General features: G+C 57.3%; 24 protein-coding genes. 16 read left to right on the top strand and 8 right to left on the bottom strand.

Going from position 1 to position 23,705, the window contains the following annotated elements; all coding sequences use genetic code 11:
* Window positions 1–3: 3 nt before the first annotated feature.
* The 9 genes from E6W33_RS06325 to E6W33_RS06285 all read left to right on the top strand — a co-directional run bounded on the left by E6W33_RS06325 (window position 4) and on the right by E6W33_RS06285 (window position 9,588).
* Window positions 4–1,677 (top strand): glycosyltransferase family 39 protein, encoded by a 1,674-nt coding sequence (locus E6W33_RS06325; RefSeq protein WP_136415454.1) that lies wholly within the window; start codon window positions 4–6, stop codon window positions 1,675–1,677.
* A complete protein-coding gene (locus E6W33_RS06320; RefSeq protein WP_136415452.1) occupies window positions 1,674–2,045 on the top strand; it encodes an EamA family transporter in 372 nt (123 codons plus the stop codon). Before E6W33_RS06325 ends, E6W33_RS06320 begins: the two co-directional genes overlap by 4 nt.
* A gap of 37 nt (window positions 2,046–2,082) precedes the next feature.
* Window positions 2,083–3,210 (top strand): DegT/DnrJ/EryC1/StrS aminotransferase family protein, encoded by a 1,128-nt coding sequence (locus E6W33_RS06315; protein WP_136415450.1) that lies wholly within the window; start codon window positions 2,083–2,085, stop codon window positions 3,208–3,210.
* A gap of 13 nt (window positions 3,211–3,223) precedes the next feature.
* Complete coding sequence (locus E6W33_RS06310) at window positions 3,224–4,198, top strand: glycosyltransferase (RefSeq protein WP_136415448.1); 975 nt, start codon at window positions 3,224–3,226, stop codon at window positions 4,196–4,198.
* Window positions 4,195–5,145, top strand: coding sequence for a formyltransferase (locus E6W33_RS06305; protein ID WP_136415446.1), 951 nt, complete (start codon window positions 4,195–4,197; stop codon window positions 5,143–5,145). Before E6W33_RS06310 ends, E6W33_RS06305 begins: the two co-directional genes overlap by 4 nt.
* Window positions 5,142–6,197, top strand: coding sequence for a bifunctional UDP-4-keto-pentose/UDP-xylose synthase (locus E6W33_RS06300; protein ID WP_136415444.1), 1,056 nt, complete (start codon window positions 5,142–5,144; stop codon window positions 6,195–6,197). Before E6W33_RS06305 ends, E6W33_RS06300 begins: the two co-directional genes overlap by 4 nt.
* The gene (locus tag E6W33_RS06295) at window positions 6,197–7,156 is read left to right on the top strand and encodes a polysaccharide deacetylase family protein (RefSeq protein ID WP_136415442.1); all 960 of its coding nucleotides are present in this window, start codon (window positions 6,197–6,199) and stop codon (window positions 7,154–7,156) included. The genes E6W33_RS06300 and E6W33_RS06295 overlap by 1 nt, the downstream gene beginning before the upstream one ends.
* Window positions 7,157–7,252: 96 nt before the next feature.
* Window positions 7,253–7,729 carry a peroxiredoxin gene (locus E6W33_RS06290; protein WP_136415440.1) on the top strand — a complete coding sequence of 159 codons (477 nt, stop codon included), beginning with the start codon at window positions 7,253–7,255 and terminating at the stop codon, window positions 7,727–7,729.
* A 203-nt stretch (window positions 7,730–7,932) separates the two neighbouring features.
* Window positions 7,933–9,588 carry a PhoH family protein gene (locus tag E6W33_RS06285; RefSeq protein WP_211097241.1) on the top strand — a complete coding sequence of 552 codons (1,656 nt, stop codon included), beginning with the start codon at window positions 7,933–7,935 and terminating at the stop codon, window positions 9,586–9,588.
* A 72-nt stretch (window positions 9,589–9,660) separates the two neighbouring features.
* On the opposite strand, the gene E6W33_RS06280 is transcribed toward E6W33_RS06285, so the two are convergent.
* The 3 genes from E6W33_RS06280 to E6W33_RS06270 form a co-directional block, all read right to left on the bottom strand.
* On the bottom strand, window positions 9,661–10,668 hold the full coding sequence (locus tag E6W33_RS06280; RefSeq protein WP_136415438.1) for an inorganic phosphate transporter: 1,008 nt from the start codon (window positions 10,666–10,668) through the stop codon (window positions 9,661–9,663).
* Between the two features lie 55 nt (window positions 10,669–10,723).
* Complete coding sequence (locus E6W33_RS06275; RefSeq protein ID WP_136415436.1) at window positions 10,724–11,350, bottom strand: DUF47 domain-containing protein; 627 nt, start codon at window positions 11,348–11,350, stop codon at window positions 10,724–10,726.
* Window positions 11,351–11,420: 70 nt separating this feature from the next.
* Window positions 11,421–12,806 (bottom strand): replicative DNA helicase, encoded by a 1,386-nt coding sequence (locus E6W33_RS06270; protein ID WP_136415434.1) that lies wholly within the window; start codon window positions 12,804–12,806, stop codon window positions 11,421–11,423.
* A gap of 175 nt (window positions 12,807–12,981) precedes the next feature.
* Between E6W33_RS06270 and E6W33_RS06265 the strand changes: the two genes are divergently transcribed.
* The 4 genes from E6W33_RS06265 to E6W33_RS06250 are packed head-to-tail and all read left to right on the top strand — an operon-like array spanning window position 12,982 to window position 17,788.
* Window positions 12,982–13,425 carry a MarR family transcriptional regulator gene (locus E6W33_RS06265; RefSeq protein WP_136415432.1) on the top strand — a complete coding sequence of 148 codons (444 nt, stop codon included), beginning with the start codon at window positions 12,982–12,984 and terminating at the stop codon, window positions 13,423–13,425.
* Between the two features lie 43 nt (window positions 13,426–13,468).
* The gene (locus E6W33_RS06260) at window positions 13,469–14,968 is read left to right on the top strand and encodes an efflux transporter outer membrane subunit (protein ID WP_136415430.1); all 1,500 of its coding nucleotides are present in this window, start codon (window positions 13,469–13,471) and stop codon (window positions 14,966–14,968) included.
* A 27-nt stretch (window positions 14,969–14,995) separates the two neighbouring features.
* On the top strand, window positions 14,996–16,198 hold the full coding sequence (locus tag E6W33_RS06255; protein ID WP_136415428.1) for an HlyD family efflux transporter periplasmic adaptor subunit: 1,203 nt from the start codon (window positions 14,996–14,998) through the stop codon (window positions 16,196–16,198).
* Window positions 16,199–16,207: 9 nt separating this feature from the next.
* Window positions 16,208–17,788 carry a DHA2 family efflux MFS transporter permease subunit gene (locus E6W33_RS06250; protein ID WP_136415426.1) on the top strand — a complete coding sequence of 527 codons (1,581 nt, stop codon included), beginning with the start codon at window positions 16,208–16,210 and terminating at the stop codon, window positions 17,786–17,788.
* An 82-nt stretch (window positions 17,789–17,870) separates the two neighbouring features.
* Here E6W33_RS06250 and rplI read toward each other — a convergent pair whose 3' ends face one another.
* Genes rplI through rpsF form a run of 4 tightly spaced genes read right to left on the bottom strand, consistent with a single transcriptional unit; the run spans window position 17,871 to window position 19,340 of the window.
* Window positions 17,871–18,323, bottom strand: coding sequence for a 50S ribosomal protein L9 (gene rplI, locus E6W33_RS06245; RefSeq protein WP_136415424.1), 453 nt, complete (start codon window positions 18,321–18,323; stop codon window positions 17,871–17,873).
* Window positions 18,324–18,350: 27 nt separating this feature from the next.
* Window positions 18,351–18,635 (bottom strand): 30S ribosomal protein S18, encoded by a 285-nt coding sequence (gene rpsR, locus E6W33_RS06240; protein ID WP_007882558.1) that lies wholly within the window; start codon window positions 18,633–18,635, stop codon window positions 18,351–18,353.
* Between the two features lie 15 nt (window positions 18,636–18,650).
* Complete coding sequence (gene priB / locus E6W33_RS06235) at window positions 18,651–18,953, bottom strand: primosomal replication protein N (RefSeq protein ID WP_136415422.1); 303 nt, start codon at window positions 18,951–18,953, stop codon at window positions 18,651–18,653.
* Window positions 18,954–18,971: 18 nt separating this feature from the next.
* The gene (rpsF, locus tag E6W33_RS06230; protein ID WP_136415420.1) at window positions 18,972–19,340 is read right to left on the bottom strand and encodes a 30S ribosomal protein S6; all 369 of its coding nucleotides are present in this window, start codon (window positions 19,338–19,340) and stop codon (window positions 18,972–18,974) included.
* A gap of 235 nt (window positions 19,341–19,575) precedes the next feature.
* Here rpsF and lexA point away from each other — a divergent pair, with 235 nt between their 5' ends.
* Window positions 19,576–20,238: a transcriptional repressor LexA gene (lexA, locus tag E6W33_RS06225; RefSeq protein WP_136415418.1), complete on the top strand. Its 663-nt coding sequence runs from the start codon at window positions 19,576–19,578 to the stop codon at window positions 20,236–20,238.
* 91 nt (window positions 20,239–20,329) lie between these two features.
* On the opposite strand, the gene E6W33_RS06220 is transcribed toward lexA, so the two are convergent.
* The gene (locus E6W33_RS06220) at window positions 20,330–21,085 is read right to left on the bottom strand and encodes an RNA methyltransferase (RefSeq protein ID WP_136415417.1); all 756 of its coding nucleotides are present in this window, start codon (window positions 21,083–21,085) and stop codon (window positions 20,330–20,332) included.
* A gap of 152 nt (window positions 21,086–21,237) precedes the next feature.
* Here E6W33_RS06220 and E6W33_RS06215 point away from each other — a divergent pair, with 152 nt between their 5' ends.
* Together E6W33_RS06215 and E6W33_RS06210 are read left to right on the top strand one after the other, a co-directional pair.
* Window positions 21,238–22,032 (top strand): inositol monophosphatase family protein, encoded by a 795-nt coding sequence (locus tag E6W33_RS06215; protein WP_136415415.1) that lies wholly within the window; start codon window positions 21,238–21,240, stop codon window positions 22,030–22,032.
* Window positions 22,033–22,186: 154 nt separating this feature from the next.
* A complete protein-coding gene (locus E6W33_RS06210; protein WP_136415414.1) occupies window positions 22,187–23,533 on the top strand; it encodes a DEAD/DEAH box helicase in 1,347 nt (448 codons plus the stop codon).
* Window positions 23,534–23,705: the final 172 nt, after the last annotated feature.

Raw genomic sequence — 23,705 nt, 5'->3', positions numbered from 1 at the left:
CTCATGACCGAATTGCACCGACCGAAACCGGCCGTCTGGGCCCTGCTCCTGCTTTTTTGTGCAATCTGGTTCCTCATGCTCGACGTGCGTCCACTGACGCCGACCGACGAAGGGCGCTATGCCGAAATGGCTCGCGAGATGGTCTCGACAGGCGACTGGATCACTCCGCGCCTGAATGGCATCAAATACTTCGAGAAACCGCCTCTGCAGACGTGGATGACGGCACTCAGCTTTCAGGCATTCGGCCTGGGTGAATGGCAAGCCAGGTTATGGACCGGACTCTGCGGCCTGTTCGGCATTTTTCTGACAGCCTATACCGGGCGGCGGCTGTTCGGCCCGCGCGTCGGCTTCAATGCCGGCCTGGTGCTCGGCTCCAGTCTGCTGTGGACCGCACTCGGCCACTTCAATACGCTCGACATGGGGCTGGCGGCCATGATGAATCTCTCCATGTGCGGCCTTCTGATGGCGCAGCGCAAGGATGCGAATCCCGAGGAGCGTCGCCGCTGGATGCTCGCCTGCTGGGTCGGCATGGCACTGGCCGTCTTGTCCAAGGGCCTGATCGGTGTCGTCCTGCCCGGCGCGGTGCTCGTGCTCTACACATTGCTCTCCCGCGACTGGGTTATCTGGAAACGCCTGCATCTCCTTGCGGGCATCCCGCTTTTTCTTGCGATCACTGCGCCGTGGTTCGTTCTGGTGTCGCTGAAAAATCCGGAGTTTCCGTATTTCTTCTTTGTGCACGAACACTTTGCGCGTTTCACGACCAAAGTGCATCACCGCACCGGCCCGTGGCACTATTTCATCCCGGTCGTGTTGCTCGGCAGCATTCCATGGGTCACCATGCTGCCACAGAGCTTGTGGAAAGCGTGGCGCGAACGCGCTCCGGGCTTCCAGCCGAAGCTCATGTTGCTGATCTGGAGCGTGTTCATCTTCTTTTTTTTCAGCATTTCCAACTCGAAGCTGGTGTCCTATATCCTGCCGATCTTTCCGGCAATGGCACTTCTGATCGCGTGTCATCTCGACGAAGCATCGCGCAAGGCCTTGACGGTCAATGCCGGGCTGATCGCGCTCTTGTCCGCAATCGGACTGGCGCTTGCCGCACGTTTTCCGTCACTCGCATCCGAGGCCTATGACCGGCCGCTGTTTCAGGCCTATGTTCCGTGGATGATTGCCGCGGCGCTGATCGGACTGGTTGGCGGGCTGCTGGCCATCAACTGGACAAAGCAGAAAAGGGAATGGTCGATAGCCGTACTGGCCGTGACCAGCTTTCTCCTTGTCCAACTGCTGATGGCCGGACACGCGCCATTGGGACGCTACAAGGCGGGCACAGAACATCTGGCAGCCATCAAGGCGGAGTTGACGCCGGAAACACCGATCTATGCCGTAGGGCTTTACGAGCAATCACTCCCGTTCTATCTCAGGCACACCTTGATCCTGGTCGAGCACGCGGATGAAATGGACTTCGGATTGCAACAGGAACCGCAGCTCTGGATACCGACGTATCAAGGCTTTGCGGAAAAATGGAAGGCCAACACCCGTGCCGGGAAAAAATCGTTGGCGATCCTGCGACCTGATATGCTTGCAAAGATGCAAAACGACAATCTGCCGATCCGCGTGATCGCCGAGGATCCCAGGCGGGTCATCGTGACCAATATGCCCCAGGAAAAGCCTGCTTCATGAACCTCTCCACGTTCGGATTCATACTTACCGGCATTCTCCTGAATGCGACCGCGCAGTTGCTTCTCAAGGCGGGGACCAACGCCGTGGGGGAAATTCACCTGACTGCGGCGAACTGGTTTGCAACCGGCGTGAAGGTCGCCACGCAACTGCCCATCGTCGGCGGGCTGGCATGCTATGTTCTTTCAGTCGTCGTCTGGATTATCGGGCTGTCGCGGGTCGACGTCACCATTGCGTATCCCATGCTTTCGCTCGGTTACATTGTCAATGCAATTGGTGCCTGGTATTTTCTTGGCGAAGCGGTATCCACGCAGCGCATGCTCGCGATCGGCATCATAATCGTGGGTGTGGCATTGCTCGCACGCAGTTGATCCGCATGCGACTTAACAGACAAAAGATTCTCTTTTCATGATCGAATCCTTTCTCCCATTCACGCGGCCGACCATCGATGAAGCAACGATCGCCGCAGTGGCGGATGTGCTGCGTTCCGGCTGGATCACCAGCGGTCCGAAGGTCCAGCTGTTCGAGACACAGCTTTCGGCATATTTCGGCGGCCGACCGGTGCGTGCATTCAACTCCGGCACATGCACCATGGAGATTGCCTTGCGCATCGCAGGCATCGGTCCCGGCGATGAAGTCATCACGTCACCCATTTCCTGGGTCGCGACAGCCAATGTCATTCTCGAGGTCGGCGCGACACCGGTTTTCGCGGATATCGATCCGATTACCCACAATATCGATTTGAACCGGCTTGAATCCGCCATCACGCCGCGGACCAAGGCAATCATCCCGGTGTACCTGGCGGGACTGCCGGTGGACATGGATCGCCTCTACGCGATTGCCAGAAATCACGGACTGCGCGTGGTGGAAGATGCAGCGCAGGCATTGGGAGCCTCCTGGCGCGGTCAACGCATCGGCGCCTTCGGCGATTTTGTTTCGTTCAGCTTTCAGGCGAACAAAAACATCACGACATCCGAAGGCGGATGCCTCGTGTTCACCAATGCGGAAGAAGCGACACTGGCCGAAAAGTATCGGCTGCAAGGGGTCACGCGCATCGGCTTCGACGGTATCGAGGTCGATGTCCTCGGCGGCAAATTCAACATGACCGATATCGCCGCGACCATCGGGCTCGGTCAGTTCGCGCAGATCGAAACGATCACAACCAAGCGACAGGACTTGGCGCGCCACTATTTTGCCGCTTTCGGCACTGACTTCGAAATGAAATATGGCGCACAGCTTCCAGCCGCCGACTTCGAGCATAGCAACTGGCATATGTTCCAGATTGTGCTCCCCGATCGCATCAAGCGCGCAGATTTCATGGCGCAATTGGCTGCGCTGAAGATCGGCACCGGCTGCCACTATCCGCCGATCCATCTGTTCAAGCTTTATCGTGCGCGCGGATTTACTGAAGGCATGTTTCCCATTGCGGAGAGAATCGGCCGTCAAATCGTGACCTTGCCGATGTTTAATGCAATGACGGAAGGCGATGTAGATCGCGTCGTCAACGCGGTAAAATCAGTTCTTCAACAAGAATAAGATGCAGCGATTGATGAAACCAGAACTCTCCGTCGTCATTCCGGTGTACAACGAAGAAGCGGGGTTGGCGACGCTGTTCGCGCGACTCTACCCGGCTCTCGACAAACTCGGCATCTCGTACGAAATCCTGTTCGTCAATGACGGCAGCCGCGACCGCTCGGCCCAGCTTCTTGCCGATCAGTTCCGCGCGCGGCCGGACGTCACGCGCGTCGTGCTATTCAACGGCAATTACGGCCAGCATATGGCGATCCTCGCCGGCTTCCAGGCAACGCGCGGCAATATCGTCGTCACCCTGGACGCCGACCTGCAGAATCCTCCGGAAGAAATCGGCAACCTGATCGCGAAGATGCGCGAAGGTTACGACTACGTCGGCTCGATCCGCCGCGAACGGCAGGATGTCGCCTGGCGCAAGCATGCTTCGCGTGCGATGAATCACCTGCGCGAAAAGCTGACCCATATCAAGATGACCGATCAAGGCAACATGCTGCGCGCCTACGGCCGCAACGTCATCGACCTGGTCAACCAATGCAGCGAGGTGAACACGTTCATTCCCGCACTCGCCTACACCTTTGCCCGCAAACCGACCGAAATCATCGTCGAGCATGAGGAACGGGCCGCGGGAGAGTCGAAGTATTCCCTGTACAGCCTCATCCGGCTGAATTTCGACCTGATCACCGGATTTTCGCTACTGCCGCTGCAAGCCTTTTCCCTGTTCGGCATCGCGCTATCCTTCCTGTCCGGAGCACTATTCGTTGCGCTGATCGTGCGGCGCTTCTTGCTCGGCTCTGAAGTGCAAGGCGTTTTCACGCTGTTTGCACTCGACTTCTTCCTGATGGGTGTCATCCTGTTCGGCATCGGACTGGTCGGCGAATATGTCGGCCGGATTTACCAGCAGGTACGCGGGCGCCCTCGCTATGTCGTCCAGGCCATCCTTGAACAGAAGGATGAATTCGGCACCGTGTCGTCCATCTCGAATGCGCGCGAATGAGTAGCGCACGCGCCGTCGTCTTCGCGTATCACAACGTCGGGGTGCGCTGCCTCAAGGTATTGCTCGCGCGCGGTGTGGACGTTGCATTCGTCGTGACGCATCGCGACAATGCATCCGAAAATATCTGGTTCGAGTCGGTCGCCGCGTTATGCGACGAGCACAACATTCCCTATCTCACGCCGGACGATCCGGCAACACCGGAACTGCTGGAGAAAGTGCGCGCGGCGCAGCCGGATTTCATCTTCAGTTTTTATTACCGCCACATGCTGCCGGCGGAACTGCTCACCCTCGCAAAACATGGCGCCTACAACATGCACGGCTCGCTGCTCCCCAAATATCGTGGTCGCGTGCCGGTCAACTGGGCCGTATTGCATGGCGAGAGCGAAACGGGCGCAACACTGCATGAAATGACGGTCAAGCCGGATGCCGGTGCCATTGCGGCGCAAGTCGCGGTGCCGATCCTGCCGGACGACACGGCCTTTGAAGTCTTCGGCAAGGTGACTGTCGCTGCCGAGCAGGCATTGTGGAGCGTTTTGCCGGCCATGCTCGCTGGACAAGCACCAAGACTGCCGAACGATCTGACCAAAGGCAGTTATTTTGGCGGACGAAAACCGGAAGACGGGCGTATCGACTGGGCGCAACCCGCGCAAAGCATTTACAACCTGCATCGCGCAGTCGCCCCGCCTTACCCCGGTGCCTGGACCACGATCGGCGAAAGACGCTTTGTCATCAGCAAGGCCCGTATTGCCCGGCAGTCCGATCTTCATCTGCCGCAAGGTCTGACTGTCGTGGATGATTGCATTTATGGCGTTGGTGGCGACGGCCGCGCCTTGTTGATTCATGAGTTACTGGAAGGCGGCAGACCCGTGTCGCCGCAACAACTGCAACAAGCGCTGAAATCGGCTTCAACCGAGCCATATGGCGCAGCCATACAAGAAGACCAATGAAAAAAATCCTCATCCTCGGCGTCAACGGCTTCATTGGACATCATTTGTCCAAGCGCATACTCGAAACAACCGACTGGCATGTGTTCGGCATGGACATGATGACCGACCGCATCAGCGATCTGCTCCAGAACGATGCATACAAGAACCGCATGCATTTCTTCGAGGGCGACATCACGATCAACAAGGAGTGGGTCGAGTACCATGTGAAAAAGTGCGATGTGATTCTGCCTCTGGTCGCGATCGCAACGCCATCGACGTATGTGAAGCAGCCATTGCGGGTGTTCGAACTCGATTTCGAAGCCAATCTCCCTATCGTCCGCTCCGCCGTCAAATACAACAAGCACTTGGTCTTTCCTTCGACCTCCGAAGTGTATGGCATGTGCCATGACGAGGAATTCGACCCGGATGAATCCGAGCTGATCTGCGGCCCGATCAACAAGCCGCGCTGGATCTACTCCTGTGCAAAACAGTTGATGGATCGCGTGATCTGGGGCTACGGCATGGAACAAGGCTTGAATTTCACGCTATTCCGTCCGTTCAACTGGATCGGCGCGGGCCTCGATTCCATTCACACAGCGAAGGAAGGCAGCTCGCGGGTGGTCACGCAGTTCTTCGGGCACATCGTGCGCGGCGAGAATATCTCGCTGGTGGATGGCGGCCATCAGAAACGCGCGTTCACCTATATCGATGACGGCATCGATGCACTCATGCGCATCATCGCCAATTCCGACGGCATTGCGAGCGGCAAGATCTACAACATCGGTAATCCTGCGAACAATTTCTCGATTCGGGAACTGGCCGCGATGATGTTGAAACTCGCCGCCGAATACCCTGAATATGCGGACTCCGCAAAGAACGTGCAGTTGGTGGAAACCACGTCCGCCGAATACTACGGAAAAGGCTATCAGGACGTGCAGAACCGCGTGCCGAAAATCACGAACACCTGCGCCGAGCTCGACTGGAAACCGACCACCTCAATGCAAGACACGTTGCGCCATATCTTTGATGCATATCGGGGTCAGGTTGCATCGGCCCGGGCCTTGATGGACTGATGCCGTCCCTTACACTGAAAATTGACGTCGACACCTATCGCGGCACACGCGAAGGCGTACCGAACCTGGTTCGTTTGCTGCAAAAACACCGTGCGAACGCGACATTCCTTTTTTCGCTCGGCCCAGATCACACCGGCTGGGCGTTGCGACGCGCTTTTCGGCCGGGATTCTTCCAGAAAGTCGCACGCACCTCGGTAGTGGAACACTACGGGCTGAAAACCTTGATGTACGGCGTCCTTTTGCCTGCGCCGGACATCGGAAAAAGCGCTGCCGTCGAAATCCGATCGGTCAAAGTCGCCGGATTTGAATGCGGCATTCATTGCTGGGACCACGTACACTGGCAGGACAATGTGCGCAAGCAGAATGCCGCGTGGACCGAGAAGCAGATGCGGCAGGCGTTTGACCGTTTTTGCGACGTCTTCGGCGAGGCGCCACGCACGCATGGGGCAGCGGGCTGGCAGATGAACGATCATGCATTTGCGCAGCTTGACGCATTCGGATTTGGTTATGCATCCGATGGCCGCGCAAGATTGAATGACGACGGTACCTTGTCCGACCCCGCCGCCGGGCCATATCGCATCAAGGCGGCTGGCAAGACGGTTTCCTGCATTCAGTTGCCCACGACCCTGCCGACCCTGGACGAATTACTCGGCAGGCAGATCAAGGGTCAGGTTGTCGACGAGACGAATGCGGCCGCGGCACTCCTCAGCCTTACCGAAGCGCCGCGCGACCACGTATTCACTTTGCATGCAGAACTTGAAGGACAAAAACTTGCCCCCATCTTCGAGCAATTGCTGACAGGATGGCAAGCTCAGGGCTACGATCTGGTATCGATGGGGGATTATCACCAGAAAGTGAAGACCGCCGCTTTACCCGTCTATCCCGTCAGTTGGGGAGAGATGCCTGGACGCTCGGGTGAACTGATCGTGCAGCCGGCGCAGACTTTCCAAATTCAATAAACTTTAGCTAACATTGAGACTGCGGCCGCGATAGTCGGCCGTGCAGCGACCGATCATCGCCATCCGGCTCAACCAACCCTGGACCAGGAGACCAACGTGGCCGAAAGCCCATCTGCATTGAACTTGATTGTTCCCGAATTTTCCGCGGCGATGACCGGCAACCAGACCTTCAGGCTGTCCGATCACAAGGGAAAAACAGTCGTGTTGTATTTCTACCCGAAGGACAACACGCCGGGCTGCACGACGGAGGCCATGCAATTCAGAGATCTGCACTCGCAATTCATCGAGGCCAATACCGAGATTTTCGGCATCAGCCGCGACAGCATTCGCTCGCACGAAGGTTTCAAGTCGAAACTGGAGATGCCATTCGACCTGATTTCCGATCCCGACGAAACACTTTGCAACATGTTTAATGTGATGAAAATGAAATCCATGTATGGCAAGCAAGTGCGGGGTGTTGAACGCAGCACGTTTGTGATTGACGGAACCGGGAAATTGGTGAAAGAATGGCGTGGAGTGAAAGTGCCTGGGCACGTTGACGAAGTTCTGGAGTACGTAAAGGCCCTCGCATAGAGTTCGCTGAATCCAAAAGCTGAACACATTGAATTTAATAGAATTTTCTTACCGAAAGCCGTTTGCGGAAGAGGTGTCGAACCTCCCCCTCAAACGGCTTTTGTGTTTTCCGATTGCCTTTTTCCCACGTCGTCCAACCCACCTCCTGTTCGTTTGGCCCCCTGAGCGTAGTCAATTCAACACATTTTTAGATTGAGGTCCTGATGCCACTGCCCAAATTACCGACCAAACCAGCAACATTGCTCTCCCCGCAAGACTATCCGAAGGCAGAGAAAGGGAAATCGGTAAAACCTGTCATGACGCTGGTTGAATCCACACCGCATGCAATTGAATCCGCCCCAGAAGCACGCGCCAAAACCTCCGAAAAAGCTCCTGCAGCAAAACGCACAGCGAAACCCAAGGCCGTCGAAAGCCTGATCAAGTCAAGCGCCAGCCGCATCGGCGACAAGCTCGGCGTCACCAAGATGTTCGTGCTGGATACCAACGTGCTGATGCACGATCCGACCTCCTTGTTTCGTTTCGAGGAACATGACGTCTACCTGCCGATGATGACGCTGGAGGAACTGGACAACCACAAGAAAGGCATGTCCGAAGTCGCGCGCAACGCACGCCAGGTGTCGCGCTCGCTCGACGCGCTGGTGGCCGGCGTGGAAGAGCATGCGATCGAGGAAGGCATTCCGCTTTCCAAACTGGGCAACAAGGATGCCAAAGGCCGCCTGTTTTTCCAGACCAAGCTGCAAAACGTGGCCCTGCCTGAAGGACTCCCCATCGGCAAGGCCGACAACCAGATTCTCGGCGTCGTGCGCGCACTCGAAGCACAGTTTCCGGATCGCCCCATCGTGCTGGTGTCGAAAGACATCAACATGCGCATCAAGGCACGTGCGATGGGGCTTCCAGCAGAAGAGTATTTCAACGACCATGTGCTGGAAGATACCGACCTGCTGTACTCCGGCATCATGCAGTTGCCGGACGACTTTTGGCACAAGCACGCCAAAGGCATGGAGTCGTGGCAGGAAAACAAGCACGGCACTGGATATACCTTCTATCGCGTGACCGGTCCTCTTGTGCCGTCCTTCCTCGTCAACCAATTCGTGTTCCTGGAACCGAACAATGGCGAAGCCCCGTTTTACGGACAGGTCAGGCAGATCAACGGCAAGACCGCTGTGCTGCAAACCCTGCGCGACTACACGCATGGCAAGAACAGCGTGTGGGGCATCACCGCGCGCAACCGCGAACAGAATTTCGCACTCAACCTGTTGATGAATCCGGAGTGCGATTTCGTTACCCTGCTCGGTCAGGCCGGTACCGGCAAAACACTCCTGGCCCTTGCGGCGGGCCTTGCGCAAGTACTGGAAACCAAGCTCTACAATGAAATCATCGTCACCCGCGTGACGGTTCCGGTCGGTGAAGACATCGGCTTCCTGCCAGGCACCGAGGAAGAGAAGATGTCGCCCTGGATGGGGGCATTCGACGACAATCTCGAAGTGCTGAACAAATCCGATTCGGACGCCGGCGAATGGGGACGTGCCGCGACACAGGATCTGATCCGTTCGCGCATCAAGATCAAGTCGCTCAACTTCATGCGCGGTCGCACCTTCGTCAACAAGTTCCTGATCATCGACGAAGCCCAGAATCTGACGCCGAAGCAAGTCAAGACCTTGGTCACGCGCGCCGGTCCCGGCACCAAGATCGTCTGCCTCGGCAACATCGCGCAGATCGATACGCCTTACCTGACTGAAGGTTCAAGCGGATTGACCTATGTTGTGGATCGCTTCAAGGGATGGTCACATAGCGGACATGTGACGCTGGCGCGCGGAGAACGCTCGCGTCTGGCCGATCACGCAAGCGACGTGTTGTAACACTAGCCTCGTCTCCAACAAAAAAGCCTGCATGGATACCATGCAGGCTTTTTTGCTTTCGTGTGAATCTGCTTACAGGACCTGCGTTCCGATCCACCAGGCAATTGCGGCAACGAAGGCCGAAGCCGGGATGGTCAGTATCCATGCCCAAACGATGTTGCCAGCAACGCCCCAGCGCACCGCGGACATCTTCCGTGATGAGCCGACACCGACAATGGCGCCGGTAATCGTGTGTGTTGTCGAGACTGGAACGCCAAGCCATGTCGCCAGAAACAGCGTAATCGCGCCACCAGTTTCAGCGCAGAAGCCGCCGACCGGTTTCAGTTTCGTGATCTTCTGTCCCATGGTCTTGACGATGCGCCAGCCACCGAACAGGGTGCCCAGGCCGATGGCGGTATAGCAACTGATGACGACCCACCACGGCAAGTGTTCCTTCGCCCCAGGGTAACCGGAGGCGATCAAAAGCATCCAGATGATGCCCATGGTTTTTTGCGCGTCATTGCCGCCATGGCCAAGGCTGTACATTGATGCCGAAAACAACTGCATGCGCCGAAACCACTTGTCCACGCGTCGTGGCGTTGAGCCGACGAAGATCCAGGACACCACCACCATCATGATCGACCCGAAAATGAAGCCCAGCAGCGGGGACAGCACGATGAACGCGATGGTCTTGATCAGGCCGCCGGAAATCAGCGCCCCGGTACCCGACTTGGCAACTGCCGCGCCAACCAGTCCACCGATCAAAGCATGGGATGACGAGGATGGAATCCCGTAATACCAGGTCAACAGGTTCCAGAAGATGGCGCCGACCAGGGCGCCGAATACCACGTAATGGTCAACCACAATCGGCTCGATCGTGCCTTTGCCGACAGTGCTCGCCACCTTGAGCTGAAAGAAGAAAACCGCGACCACGTTGAACACGGCCGCCATCGCTACCGCGGTCTGCGGCTTGAGCACGCCGGTTGAAACCACTGTCGCGATCGCATTGGCCGCGTCGTGAAAGCCGTTCATGAAGTCGAACAGCAAGGCAAGTCCTATCAACAGGACAAGGACATAGATACTGATCTGGAGGGTGTGCATAGAATTCTTGTTTTATTCGTTTCGGATTGCTGCAGCGACGCCAGTGCCAGCAGCATCAGGCATTTTCGAGGATGATGCCTTCGATGATATTGGCTACATCTTCGCAACGATCCGTCACGGTTTCCAGAATCTCGTAAATTGCCTTCAGCTTGATCAGTGTTCGGACATCCGGTTCATCGCGGAACAATTTGGACATCGCGGCGCGCATCACATGATCCGCATCCGACTCGAGGCGATCAATTTCCTCGCAGATGGAGAGAATCTGATGCGCATTGTCCATGCTGTGCAACAGACCGACCGCCGTCTTCATCTTCTCGGTGCATGCCAGGCACAGCTCCGCCAGACGCTTGGCTTCCGGCGTGATCGCCTTGATGTCGTACAGGGAAATTGTTTGCCCCCCGTCTTCCAGCAGATCAAGGATATCGTCCATGCTGGTAATCAGCTTGTGGATATCGTCGCGGTCGAGCGGCGTAATGAATGTCTTGTGCAGCAATTCCAGCGTCGCGTGGGTCACCTTGTCAGCGAGCTTTTCGACAGTTTCGATAGCATGCACGCGATGTTCCAGGTCATCGAAATTGGTCATCAAGGCGACCATTTCCTTGGCGCCTTTTACGCAGAAATCGGCATGCTGATTGAAAAGATCAAAAAATTTTCCCTCGGTGGGCATCAGTCGTCCAAACATAATTGCTCTCTCTTAAGGTTAAAGCATTCAATCGTTCCGATTTTCATCGGCGGCCGGCAGCACACTGCGCTTACTCGTTATCGAAAATTGCGTTTCCGCCGGTGTAATTGTCGAACTTCGTGTACTCGCCGAGGAAGGTCAGGCGTACTGTGCCGATCGGGCCGTTACGCTGTTTACCGATAATGATTTCCGCCGTGCCTTTGTCCGGGGAATCCGGGTTGTACACCTGGTCGCGGTAAATGAACAGGATCACGTCGGCATCCTGTTCAATGGCGCCGGATTCGCGCAGATCGGACATCACCGGGCGCTTGTTGGGACGCTGCTCCAGTGAACGGTTCAACTGAGACAATGCGATTACCGGGCAATTCAGTTCTTTCGCCAGGCCTTTCAGGCTTCGCGAGATTTCGGAAATTTCGGTCGCGCGATTTTCTCCCGACCCATTGCCGGACATGAGCTGCAAATAGTCGATGATGATCAGGCCAAGACGGCCGCATTGACGCGACAGCCGCCGTGCACGCGCACGCAACTCGATCGGACTCAGCGCCGGCGTCTCGTCGATATAAAGCTGTGCCTCGTTCATTTTCTGGATCGCATGCGTGAGGCGCGGCCAGTCTTCGTCATTCAGCTTGCCGACACGCAGCCGGCTCTGATCAAGACGGCCTACCGAACCCAGCATACGCATCGCGAGCTGCGTGCCGCCCATTTCCATCGAGAATACGGCGACAGGCAAGCCACTGTCGATGGCGACGTTTTCACCGATATTCAGGGAAAACGCCGTCTTGCCCATGGAGGGACGTCCGGCAACGATGATGAGGTCGCCCGGCTGCAGACCAGAGGTCATGCGGTCAAGGTCAAGGAAGCCGGTCGGCACGCCGGTAATGTCGTTCTGATTGTCGCGGTTGTAGAGCTCGTCGATACGTTCGACGACTTGCGTCAGCAAGGGCTGGATTGCCAGCCAGCCCTGGGCGCCGCGCGCGCCCTCTTCCGCAATCGCAAAGATCTTCGATTCGGCCTCATCCAGCAACTGCTTGACTTCCTTGCCCTGTGGATTGAGTGCCTGGGTCGAGATTTCATCCGACACCGTGATCAGTTTGCGCAGTACGCCGCGGTCACGAACGATCTCGGCATAGCGACGAATATTTGCCGCCGAGGGCGTGTTCTGCGCCAACGCGTTCAAATAAGCCAGACCGCCGACCTCTTCCGCCTTGGCGCTGGTGCTCAACGACTCGTACACAGTGATAACGTCGGCCGGACGGGTGGCGTTAATCAGCTTGACGATGTGCTGAAAAATAACGCGGTGGTCATAGCGATAAAAATCGTCTTCACTGACGAAGTCCGCAATGCGGTCCCACGCGGAATTATCCAGCAGCAGACCACCCAATACGGACTGCTCTGCTTCAATGGAATGGGGTGGAACGCGAAGGGAATCCAGTTGAGGATCGGAGCGGGTATTCATGGCGCGCATTATACCTGCTCACCTTACGCTGCAGCACAGCACACTCGGGAATATTCGGTATTGCCCTGAAACAAACTATTTTCAGATTTCTAATTAGCTGATATGGCACTATCTGCCTTGACATTGACTGCCTAGGCAGCTATATTTCGCCATCCTGTCTCATTGGCTTTTCCTCATGTCTCACCCATACACCCTGAAGAATTTCACGCCGAGTGAAAGCATCGGTTACCTGCTCAAGCGGGCCGGCAGCCAGTTAAGCCTGACTGTGGATCGTGCTCTCGCGGAATTCGACATGACACACGCACAACTCAGCATTTTCCTGAGATTGGCTCATGGCTTGTCCAATACCGCCGCCGATCTGGCGCGTGAGTTGATGACCGATACCGGCGCAATGACGCGCATGCTGGATCGGCTGGAAGAAAAAGGATTCGTGCGACGAACGCGCAGCAGCGAAGACCGCCGCGTGGTTGAAGTTGCATTGACCGAAAAAGGCGTGCAGCTCGCGGACCAAATGACGCAGGTGGTTGTGGATGCGATGAACCACCATTTGCGCGGCTTCTCCGCAGCGGAAATCGCCCAGTTCAAGGACTTCCTGCGCCGAATGGCCGCCAATTCGTGAGCAAGCTTGGACTACTGCATCACAAAACCAGAGAAGAAGACAAATGACCAGATTTCTCCGCGTGCTTCACCCGAACATCACGCACCGACATGCCCGGCTCGGCACCCTTGCTGCAATTTCGCTGTTGACAGCGTGTGCCGGATTCCAGCCGGTGGCGCCGCAAGTCAAGCCACTCGACAGCCTTGCATTGGGAGACCGGGCAAACGTTGCGCAAAGCGTCGACGCCTGGCCGCAGGACGGCTGGTGGATCGCCTTTGGCGACGCGCAGCTGAATCAATTGATGCAACACGCACTGGACAACAGTCCGACGCTCGCCGTCGCGCAGGCGCGTATCGTACGCGCGCAGGCTGCTGCCAATCTCGTCCGGTCCAGCAGCGCACCGCAACTCAACGCTGGCGTCGACCTCAGCTACGGCCGCCAATCCGAGAACTACCTGATCCCCCGCCCGCCCCTTGGCAAAGGCGGAGAATACATCAGTCAGGGGCAGGCAGCCTTGAACTTCGGCTACGATCTCGACCTGTGGGGCAAGAACGACGCATTGATCCGCTCGGCGCAAGCACAACTCAAGTCAGCCAGTTTCGACCGTGACGCGGCGCGCCTTGCGCTGACAAGCTCCGTTGCACGCGCCTACGCGCAACTAGCGGCACAATACGAACTGCAGGATATCCTGCTTGCGACGCAGGATCAGCGCCGTGCAATCCATAGGCTGGTCAACCAGCGCGTTGCGAACGGCCTCGACACGCAGGTCGAAGTCAAACAGGCAGAAACCAATGAAGCCGCTTTGCGCATCGAGCTTGAGCAGCTTGTTACTTCAATCAAGGTCACCCGCCTGCAAGTTACCGCGCTGGTCGGTGACATGCCCGCCGCGGCCGAAACCATCAAGCGCCCGACATTGAAGGCAGCGCCATTTGCCGTTCCCGCGACTTTGCCACTCGATTTGCTCGGGCGTCGCCCTGAACTTGCTGCGCAAAGGGCGCATATCGTCGCAGCGATCGGCGAAGCGGAAGCGGCCAAGGCGCAGTTCTATCCCAACGTCAATCTCAATGCACTGATCGGTTTTCAGTCCATCGGGCTCGGCGAGCTTCTGACGAGCGGCAGCCTGATCAACAGCGTCGGCCCGGCGATCCGCTTGCCGATTTTCGACGGCGGACGCCTGCGTGCGAACTATGCGGCAAAAGCGAGCGATATCGATGCTGCTGTTGCGCAGTACAACCAATCGGTGCTCACCGCAGCACAGGACGTCGCGGAACAGTTGACACGGGTGGCGGATTTGAGCCGCGAGGAAGCGGCGGCACAGGAAGCCCTGGCAGCTGCCGAGGAGGCGCATCGCCTGGCCATGCTGCGATACAAAGGCGGCTTGTCTCCCTATCTGACCGTGCTGACTGTGGAAACCCAACTGCTGGCCCAACGCCGCGCGCTCGCCAATATTCGTGCACGACGTGACGACCTGCATATCGGCCTGATCCGCGCGCTGGGCGGCGGTTTTTCCGACGATGCGCGTGCGCCGCAGCTATCGAGTGCGCAGCAGTCGCAAAAGCAATAACAACGAGATACGAAATCAGGAGAAATCATGAGCGCAGTACCCAATTCATCAAGCAACGCCCAAGCTTCCCCGCCAGCCTCGCCTGCACAGCCCGCGGGCTCGCCAAAGCGCAAGAAAATTCTGCTGACGATCGCCGCCGTGTTCGCCATTGCCGCGATCACCTATGGCAGTTACTGGGCGCTGGTATCGCGCTATTACGAGGACACGGATAACGCCTACGTGCAAGGCAATGTCGTGCAAGTCACTCCACAAGTCGCCGGCACCGTCACCAAGATCCATGCTGACGACACCAATATCGTCAAGGCCGGACAGCCGCTCATCAGCCTCGACACTGCGGATGCGGAGGTCGCACTGGCGCAGGCCGAAGCACAGCTCGCGCAGACGGTGCGGGAGGTGCGTACCCTGTTTGCAGCACAGGCACAATCGAAGGCCAATCTGTCGGTGCGCGAAGCGGAGTTGGCAAGAGCCAAAGACGACCTCAGCCGCCGCAAGGCACTGGCTGGCTCGGGAGCCGTCTCTGGAGAAGAGATCCGCCACGCCGAAAGCGCAGTCAATGCCGCGCAGGCAGCGCTTGATGCTGCCAAGGAGCAGCTCGCCTCGGGCCGCGCACTGACGGAGGGCACCAGTGTTGCCAGTCATCCGAACGTGCAACGCGCCGCCGCACGCGTGCATGAGGCCATGCTGGCACAGTCGCGCTCCACTTTGTATGCACCCGTCTCGGGCGAGATTGCCAAGCGCAGCGTGCAGGTCGGCCAGCGTATCACGCCCGGCGCGCCGTTGATGGCGATCGTGCCGCTCGACCGACTCTGGGTCGACGCCAATTTCAAGGAATCGCAATTGCGCGAGATGCACGTCGGTCAACCGGTCGCGCTGACATCGGACCTGTATGGCAGCAAGGTCAAATATGACGGCAAGCTCGTTGGTCTCGCCGCCGGTACCGGCTCCGCCTTCGCTTTGCTGCCGGCACAGAATGCAACCGGCAACTGGATCAAGGTGGTGCAGCGCGTTCCGGTACGCATTTCGATTGATCCAAAGCAGTTGGCTGAACATCCGTTGCGTATCGGACTTTCCATGCGTGCCGAGGTCGATTTGCACGATCAGCAAGGAGCTCCCGTCGGCAGCGCTACGGGAACGGCAAATGCGATGACTGCTCATGTCGCAGCCGCAGATGCGGTCGAAGCCAAGGCAAAAGCGCGCATCGACGCGATCGTCGCCGCCAATCTGAAATAAGGAACGCGGATGTCGTCGCCAACAAACTCCAGTCATTCCCCGGGCGGGCCGCCAGCGCCGCCTCCAGCAATCGCGCCGCTGACAGGCCCTGCGCTCGCGCTGCTGACCATTGCGGCGGCGCTGTCCACCTTCATGGAAATTCTTGACATTACGATTGCCAATGTCTCGATTCCGACCATCGCCGGCGCACTCGGCGTGGCACCCAGCCAGGGCACATGGATCATCAGTTCCTATTCGGTTGCCGCCGCCATCGCCGTGCCGCTGACCGGCTGGCTCGCCAGGCGCATTGGTGAAGTGAAGCTGTTCTCCATATCGGTGCTGGCATTTACGCTGATGTCGGCATTGGCGGCATTTTCGGTCAACCTGCAGATGCTGGTGGTATTCCGCCTGCTGCAAGGTCTGGTATCCGGTCCGATGGTGCCCTTGTCGCAAACGCTATTGGTTCGGAACTTCCCGCCTGAAAAACGCGGCGCGGCGATGGGCCTTTGGGCAATGACGATCATTCTGGCCCCGATTGCCGGTCCTCTTTTGGGTGGTTATATCAGCGACAATTTTCATTGGTCGTGGATTTTCCTTATCAACATCCCGATCGGACTGTTTGGCGGCATCACGATATGGACGCTGATGCGCAAGCGCGAATCGCCCGTCGTCAAAGTGCCGCTCGATACTGTCGGATTGCTGCTGCTGGTGGTCGGCGTCGGCAGCCTGCAACTGATGCTGGAGATCGGGAAAGACTATGACTGGTTTGCATCGTCGTTCATCACGTCGCTTGGCTTGATCGCCGTTGTGACCCTCACTTTTTTCATTGCCTGGGCGCTGACTGCCGATCACCCCATCGTCGAACTGCAACTGTTCGGCGACAAGAACTTCCGCTACGGCGTGATCCTGCTGTCCGTCGGCTTCATGACCTACTTCGGCTCCGTCGTGATCTTTCCCCTCTGGCTGCAAATGGTGATGGGATACACGTCCGCACAGGCAGGGCTGGCGATGGCCCCCATCGGCATTTTCATGCTGATCCTGTCTCCCATCATCGCCCGCAACATTGCACGGCTTAACCTGCGCGCGCTTGCAACGTTCGCCTTTACCGTGATGGGCGCGGTGTCGCTCTGGAATACACAAATGTCGCTCGACGTCGGCTTCTGGGACATCGTCAATCCGCGTCTGGTACAGGGAATCGGCATGTCGTGCTTCTTCCTGCCGGTACAGGCGCTGATGCTGTCCAATATCACGCCGGATCATATGGCTGGCGCAACCGGCCTGTCGAACTTTCTGCGGACACTTGGAGCGGCAATGGGAACCGCGATCAGCGTGACCATGTGGGAGCATCTCTCCATCGATCACCACGCTCGCCTGGTCGAAAACGTCTCGCGTTATTCTTCAGCCAGCTCGGAATACCTCGGCACATTGCGCGCCGGCGGTTTGTCCACAGATCAAGCGTATGCGGTTGTCGAGCGCATGATCAATGCGCAGAGTTACATGCTCGCGACCAATGAGTTCTTTCTGTATAGCGCGGTCGCGTTTTTCCTACTGACCGGACTGGTATGGCTCACCAGGCCGAAGAAGAATGTGGTTGCGAGTCTCGGGCACTAAGGCGGCACTAAGGCGCGGTTGGCGAGCCCAATAAAAAAGCCGGGAATACATCCCGGCTTTTTTTATGCTTGAACTGCAGCTCTTAAGCTTGCTCGCCCAGCACGGAAACGGTGATTTCCACGACAACGTCCGTATGCAACGCAACGGAAATGGGGTGATCGCCAACCGTCTTCAGCGGACCTTGCGGCATGCGGATCTGCGCCTTTTCAACCGGGAAGCCTTGCTTGGACACGGCTTCAGCAATATCGGCATTGGTCACGGAACCAAACAGACGGCCGTCAACGCCGGCCTTCTGTGCGATCTGTACGGTCATGCCGTTCAGCTTCTCGCCTTGGGCTTGTGCAGCCGCCAGCTTTTCACCTGCTGCTTTTTCCAGCTCGGCACGCTTTGCTTCGAATTCAGCAACCGCATTGGCGGTAGCACGACGTGCCTTGCGCTGCGGGATCAGGAAGTTACGTGCATAACCGTCCTTGACCTTCACGACTTCCCCGAGGTTGCCCAGGTTAACGACTTTTTCCAACAGAATGACTTGCATGTTTTTCTCCTATTCTTCAGTCGTCAATCAGGCGTTGTGCAGATCGGTGTACGGCAGCAACGCGAGGTAACGTGCGCGCTTGATCGCTGTGTCGACCTGACGCTGATAGTGTGCCTTGGTGCCGGTCAGACGTGCCGGCATAATCTTGCCGTTTTCCTGAACGAAGTCCTTCAGCGTGTCGACGTCCTTGTAATCCACTTGCTCAACGCCGGCGGCCGTGAAGCGGCAGAATTTCTTGCGCTTGAACAGCGGGTTTTGCTGCTGGCGCTTTTGCTTGAGTTTGCTCTTGTCAAATTTTTTACCGAATGCCATGTTTGGCTCCTGTATCTAGTGATCTGGTGTATATGCCTCGAAATCCGTAACATGGAACACGAGGCTTTTGCTATTGCGGTTCTTGCGTGCCAGGAATCCGGTGAACCGGAAGGCTGCTCCCAACTCTGCCTGATTGAATCTTCCTGAAATTTCGCCTGCAGCGATGGCGGTGATTTCAAACTCAACCTGGCGCGGGACACCTGCTTCGATTTGCTCCGAACCGTGCGCCAGTCTGGCGGACACAATCGGAATGCCTGCCGGGGTATAACGCATGACGTCGCGCTCGGCAATGCTGGCTACTAACTGAAGCTGGTTCACACTCCTCGACGACTGCAATTACGCAGCAGATGCCTCTGCGCGCTGGCTCTTGGCAGCATCTTCCTTCTGCACTGCCTTCATCATCGGCGACGGCGCGGTCTCGGCCTTCTTCATCTTGACGGTGAGGTGGCGCAGGACGGCGTCATTGAATTTGAAGCCGGTTTCGAGTTCAGCCAGGGTTTCGTTGTCGCACTCAATGTTGATGCAGACATAGTGCGCTTTCGCCAGCTTCTGGATCATGTAAGCCATTTGGCGGCGGCCCCAGTCTTCGACACGGTGAACCTTGCCGTTGCGGGCGGTAACAATGCCCTTGTAGCGCTCGATCATTGCAGGCACTTGCTCGCTCTGATCCGGATGCACGATAAATACGATTTCATAATGACGCATGTAATCTCCTTGTGGTCGATAGTTACGCCCACCCCGGCGTCAAGACGAGTGTGGGAAGAGGAAAGCCCGAAATGATAACCTGAATGCAAAAAAAATTCAATGCATTCAAGCTCTTAAGCCTCATCCTTGGTGTTTTCGCGAATTTACGCACCAAATGCGCTTGCATTTCAATAAGGACTGTATAAAAATACAGGCTGTCTTTATGCACAGCGTTCACAGACGCCCGCAACCTGCCATGATCAAATTGACTGCACGCCAGGAACAGATCCTGAACCTGATCAGGGAAGCCATTGAAAATACTGGTTTCCCTCCCACTCGTGCCGAGATCGCCGCGGAGCTCGGATTTCGCTCCGCCAATGCTGCGGAAGAACACTTGCAGGCACTGGCGCGCAAGGGGGCAATCGAAATATCGCCCGGCACCTCACGCGGCATCAGGTTGCGTGAAGCGGTGGCGAATACCGGATTGGGAAAGCCGGGTTCTCGGCAGATGGCTCTCCCCCATCCATCACTGATGCAGTTGAGCCTGCCTTTGGTCGGTCGCGTTGCGGCCGGCTCACCTATCCTCGCCCAGGAACATATCGAAGCGACCTACAGCGTCGATCCGTCCCTGTTCTCGGCCAAGCCGGATTACCTGCTGAAGGTGCGCGGCCTCTCCATGCGCGACGTCGGCATTCTCGACGGCGACCTGCTTGCAGTGAAAAAGACGGACAGCGCAAAGAACGGACAGATCGTCGTCGCCCGGCTCGGTGATGACGTGACCGTCAAGCGCTACAAGAAGTCCGGCTCGGTCATTGAACTCCTGCCCGAAAATCCGGACTTTGAGCCGATTCGGGTCGATTCGACGCAAGATTTTGCCCTGGAGGGACTGGCGGTGGGGTTGTTGCGGGCGTGGGGTTGATCGCTAACCAACCATGCTGCCGTGAGGTATTGCCGTTATCAGACGCTAGTCAGTTCACAGCAACCGCAAAACACTTTCCGCCAGCAGCTTGTCATTTCAGCTTTTTCAAAATCTGCCGCGCAATCCCGCGCAAGATATTGACCTCCTCGGTTTCCAGTTGCGTTCTGGAAAACAAGCGTTTGAGGCGTGGCATCAGCTTTTTCGGATTAGCGGGATCGAGAAATTCGATCGCCACCAAGGCGTCTTCCAGGTGTGCGTACATGCCGTCGATTTGCGCAAGGCTGGCCGACTCACCCTGAAATCCTATTGGAGTCGCAGGAATGACATCACCCCCGCTCGCAAGGCGCGCCTCATAGGCCAGCAACTGAACAGCCTGTGCCAGATTCAATGACGAATAATCCGGATTCGCGGGAATATTAATCAGGACGTTGCACTTTTCGATGATGTCATTAGGCAAACCATAGCGCTCACTGCCAAACACCAGCGCTGCGTTCAAACCCTCGCTTGCAACCAGTTGGGCGGCCAGGCTTCGCGGTGTGATCACCGGCGGGGAGTATTCCCTCAGTCGGGCGCTCAAGGCCGCAGCGAAGTTGCATCCATCCAGCGCTTCGTCGATCGAACCGACGATTTTCGCCGCAGCCAGGACATCCTGCGCGCCGCTCGCGAAGGCAATGGCATCCTCATGCACAAGCGCACCCGGAAAGCGGGGATTGACCAGCACGAGTTGTGAAAATCCCATCGTCTTCATGGCACGCGCCACGGCGCCGATATTGCCAGGATGGCTCGTATCAACCAGTACGAAACGCAGGCGTTTGAAAAGAGAAGTACTGATTTGAGGCTGGTTCATTTAAAATAGCGGCATTGCGCGGTAAACGTTTGTTCAGGATTGTTCGGAATTGCTCCGGATTCTCAGCCGGGTTGCCGCATCGCTCATTAATCTTATTCAATGTGGTTCCGAACGCGGTATGCGACGGTACCGCAATTTTAACGGAACCTCCTATGCATCCCATGCTGAACACGGCGGTCAAGGCCGCGCGCCGCGCCGCTTCGATCATCAACCGCGCTTCCTTTGACATCGACCGCGTCAAAGTCACCCAAAAGAGCCACAACGATTTCGTTACCGAAGTCGATCAGGCGGCTGAGCAGGCCATCATCGAAGTCCTGAAAACCGCTTATCCCGATCATGCGATCCTGGCGGAGGAATCCGGAGCCTCATCCAACCTGCACGACGAAAACGATAACGTCTGGATCATTGATCCGATCGACGGCACCACCAACTTCATTCACGGCTTTCCCCAGTACTGCGTATCGATCGCGCTGCAGCAGCGCGGCCAGATCACCCAGGCTGTCGTGTATGATCCGACTCGCAACGACCTGTTTACCGCCACCAAGGGCGCTGGCGCCTATCTGAATGAAAAGCGCATTCGAGTCAGCCGCCGCGACAAGATGGCCGACGCGCTGATCGGCACGGGATTCCCGTTCCGCGGCACCGAAGGTCTGGACGAATACATGAAGATGTTCAAGGTCATGACAGAAAGATGTGCCGGCCTGCGTCGCCCGGGCGCTGCCGCTCTGGATCTTGCCTACGTCGCAGCTGGCCGTCTCGACGGCTTTTTTGAGAAAGGCTTGCAAACCTGGGATATGGCAGCAGGTTCGCTGCTGATCACTGAGTCCGGCGGTATTGTCGGCAATTTCTCGGGTGAGTCCGACTACCTGTACAAGGGGAACGTCATCGCAGGTACGCCGAAAATCTTCGCACAAATGGTCAACCTGCTATCGCCGTTTTCAAAATAATTCCCTCTGATTGATGTTACCGGCGCGGGCCTCGAAATGATGCGGCCCGCACGGTGGTGAGACTAGTCCTCCATCCTTCCAGATCTTCCGCCCTCCAATTTGCCCGCGACTGGCGCCCTCAAACGCGGCAGGCAGATACTTTCATAAAGTTGTCATGTCATTTACTGAACTCGGCTTGTCCGATGAAATTCTCCGCGCCGTTACCGAACAAGGTTATAGCACTCCTACCCCGATTCAATCCCAGGCGATTCCCGCCGTATTGCGCGGGGGCGATTTGCTGGCCGGTGCGCAGACCGGCACCGGAAAGACCGCTGGCTTCACGCTGCCTATCCTGCAGCGTCTTGCCAGTCACAAACGCCACACCGGCAACGGCCGCAAACCGATCCGAGCGCTGATCCTGACTCCGACACGCGAGCTTGCGGCCCAAGTCGAGGAAAGCGTTCGCGTCTATGGAAAATACCTGAAACTGAGCTCAACTGTCATCTTTGGCGGAGTGGGCATTCATCCGCAGATCAAGCTGCTGAGCCAGGGAGTCGACATCCTGGTGGCGACTCCGGGCCGATTGCTGGACCACATGCAGCAAGGCACCGTAGACCTTACGCATATCGAAATACTGGTCCTGGACGAAGCCGATCGCATGCTGGATATGGGATTCATCCGCGACATTCGCCGAGTGCTTGCAGCCCTTCCGCCGCAGCGGCAAAACCTGCTGTTCTCCGCCACCTTCTCCGACGAGATCAAGGCGCTTGCCGACGGGCTGCTGAATGCGCCGGCAATGATTGAAGTCGCACGCCGCAATTCAACCGTCGAGGTCATTGCACAGAAAGTGCATCCCGTTGACCGCAATCGCAAGCACCCGCTGCTAAGCCACCTGATCAAAGCCCATCAGTGGTCGCAAGTGCTGGTGTTTACCCGCACCAAGCATGGCGCGAACAAACTGGTGGAGCAATTGGGCAAGGACGGAATTACCGCGCTCGCAATCCATGGCAACAAGAGCCAGACGGCGAGAACCCGCGCGCTGGCAGAATTCAAGAGCGGAAGCCTGCAAGTCCTCGTTGCGACGGATATCGCGGCGCGCGGTATCGATATCGACCAATTGCCTCACGTCGTGAACTATGATCTGCCGAACGTCCCGGAAGACTATGTCCACCGGATCGGCCGCACCGGCCGCGCGGGCGCGGCGGGCGAAGCAGTATCGCTGGTCTGCGTCGATGAACACGATATGCTGAAGGGCATAGAAAAGCTCATCAAGCGCAGCATTCCGCAAGAGGTGATCTCGGGCTTCGAACCCGACCCCAACGCGCGCCCGCAGCCGATTCAACTGCGCAGCGGAAATGCCGGTGGCCGCACTCAATCCAAACAGAGCAAGCCAGCCAATGGCAATGCACGGCCGGCATCCTCGCCAAAGAGCGGAGCACCGCAAAAACCCGCAGGCAAACCGCGTTCCGGCGTGCCCTCGGGACGGCAGCGCTTCAGCGGTCGAAGCAAGGAACTCGCCTGATCTCATCGGATCGACCGGTCCAGGCCGGTCGATCCGTCTGCATGCTTTAATCCAATCGTCAATCGACCTGTGCCAACGGCCCGGGCATGCCCCTTACCCATCTGGCAAGCGCTCCTATCCGGCAGACGTACGCCCTGCAGCCCGGCATTGCCCCCACGGTTTCTGAACGACG

The sequence above is a fragment of the Herbaspirillum sp. ST 5-3 genome (assembly GCF_004804275.1).
In the GTDB taxonomy this organism is placed as follows: domain Bacteria; phylum Pseudomonadota; class Gammaproteobacteria; order Burkholderiales; family Burkholderiaceae_D; genus Noviherbaspirillum.
This window is presented reverse-complemented; position numbering and strand designations above follow the sequence as displayed.

Coding starts and splice junctions, on each gene's coding strand:
- E6W33_RS06325 (WP_136415454.1), top strand. CDS start 4: ATGACCGAATTGCACCGACCGAAACCGGCCGTCTGGGCCCTGCTCCTG.
- E6W33_RS06320 (WP_136415452.1), top strand. CDS start 1,674: ATGAACCTCTCCACGTTCGGATTCATACTTACCGGCATTCTCCTGAAT.
- E6W33_RS06315 (WP_136415450.1), top strand. CDS start 2,083: ATGATCGAATCCTTTCTCCCATTCACGCGGCCGACCATCGATGAAGCA.
- E6W33_RS06310 (WP_136415448.1), top strand. CDS start 3,224: ATGAAACCAGAACTCTCCGTCGTCATTCCGGTGTACAACGAAGAAGCG.
- E6W33_RS06305 (WP_136415446.1), top strand. CDS start 4,195: ATGAGTAGCGCACGCGCCGTCGTCTTCGCGTATCACAACGTCGGGGTG.
- E6W33_RS06300 (WP_136415444.1), top strand. CDS start 5,142: ATGAAAAAAATCCTCATCCTCGGCGTCAACGGCTTCATTGGACATCAT.
- E6W33_RS06295 (WP_136415442.1), top strand. CDS start 6,197: ATGCCGTCCCTTACACTGAAAATTGACGTCGACACCTATCGCGGCACA.
- E6W33_RS06285 (WP_211097241.1), top strand. CDS start 7,933: ATGCCACTGCCCAAATTACCGACCAAACCAGCAACATTGCTCTCCCCG.
- E6W33_RS06280 (WP_136415438.1), bottom strand. CDS start 10,668: ATGCACACCCTCCAGATCAGTATCTATGTCCTTGTCCTGTTGATAGGA.
- E6W33_RS06275 (WP_136415436.1), bottom strand. CDS start 11,350: ATGTTTGGACGACTGATGCCCACCGAGGGAAAATTTTTTGATCTTTTC.
- E6W33_RS06270 (WP_136415434.1), bottom strand. CDS start 12,806: ATGAATACCCGCTCCGATCCTCAACTGGATTCCCTTCGCGTTCCACCC.
- E6W33_RS06265 (WP_136415432.1), top strand. CDS start 12,982: ATGTCTCACCCATACACCCTGAAGAATTTCACGCCGAGTGAAAGCATC.
- E6W33_RS06260 (WP_136415430.1), top strand. CDS start 13,469: ATGACCAGATTTCTCCGCGTGCTTCACCCGAACATCACGCACCGACAT.
- E6W33_RS06255 (WP_136415428.1), top strand. CDS start 14,996: ATGAGCGCAGTACCCAATTCATCAAGCAACGCCCAAGCTTCCCCGCCA.
- E6W33_RS06250 (WP_136415426.1), top strand. CDS start 16,208: ATGTCGTCGCCAACAAACTCCAGTCATTCCCCGGGCGGGCCGCCAGCG.
- rplI (WP_136415424.1), bottom strand. CDS start 18,323: ATGCAAGTCATTCTGTTGGAAAAAGTCGTTAACCTGGGCAACCTCGGG.
- rpsR (WP_007882558.1), bottom strand. CDS start 18,635: ATGGCATTCGGTAAAAAATTTGACAAGAGCAAACTCAAGCAAAAGCGC.
- rpsF (WP_136415420.1), bottom strand. CDS start 19,340: ATGCGTCATTATGAAATCGTATTTATCGTGCATCCGGATCAGAGCGAG.
- lexA (WP_136415418.1), top strand. CDS start 19,576: ATGATCAAATTGACTGCACGCCAGGAACAGATCCTGAACCTGATCAGG.
- E6W33_RS06220 (WP_136415417.1), bottom strand. CDS start 21,085: ATGAACCAGCCTCAAATCAGTACTTCTCTTTTCAAACGCCTGCGTTTC.
- E6W33_RS06215 (WP_136415415.1), top strand. CDS start 21,238: ATGCATCCCATGCTGAACACGGCGGTCAAGGCCGCGCGCCGCGCCGCT.
- E6W33_RS06210 (WP_136415414.1), top strand. CDS start 22,187: ATGTCATTTACTGAACTCGGCTTGTCCGATGAAATTCTCCGCGCCGTT.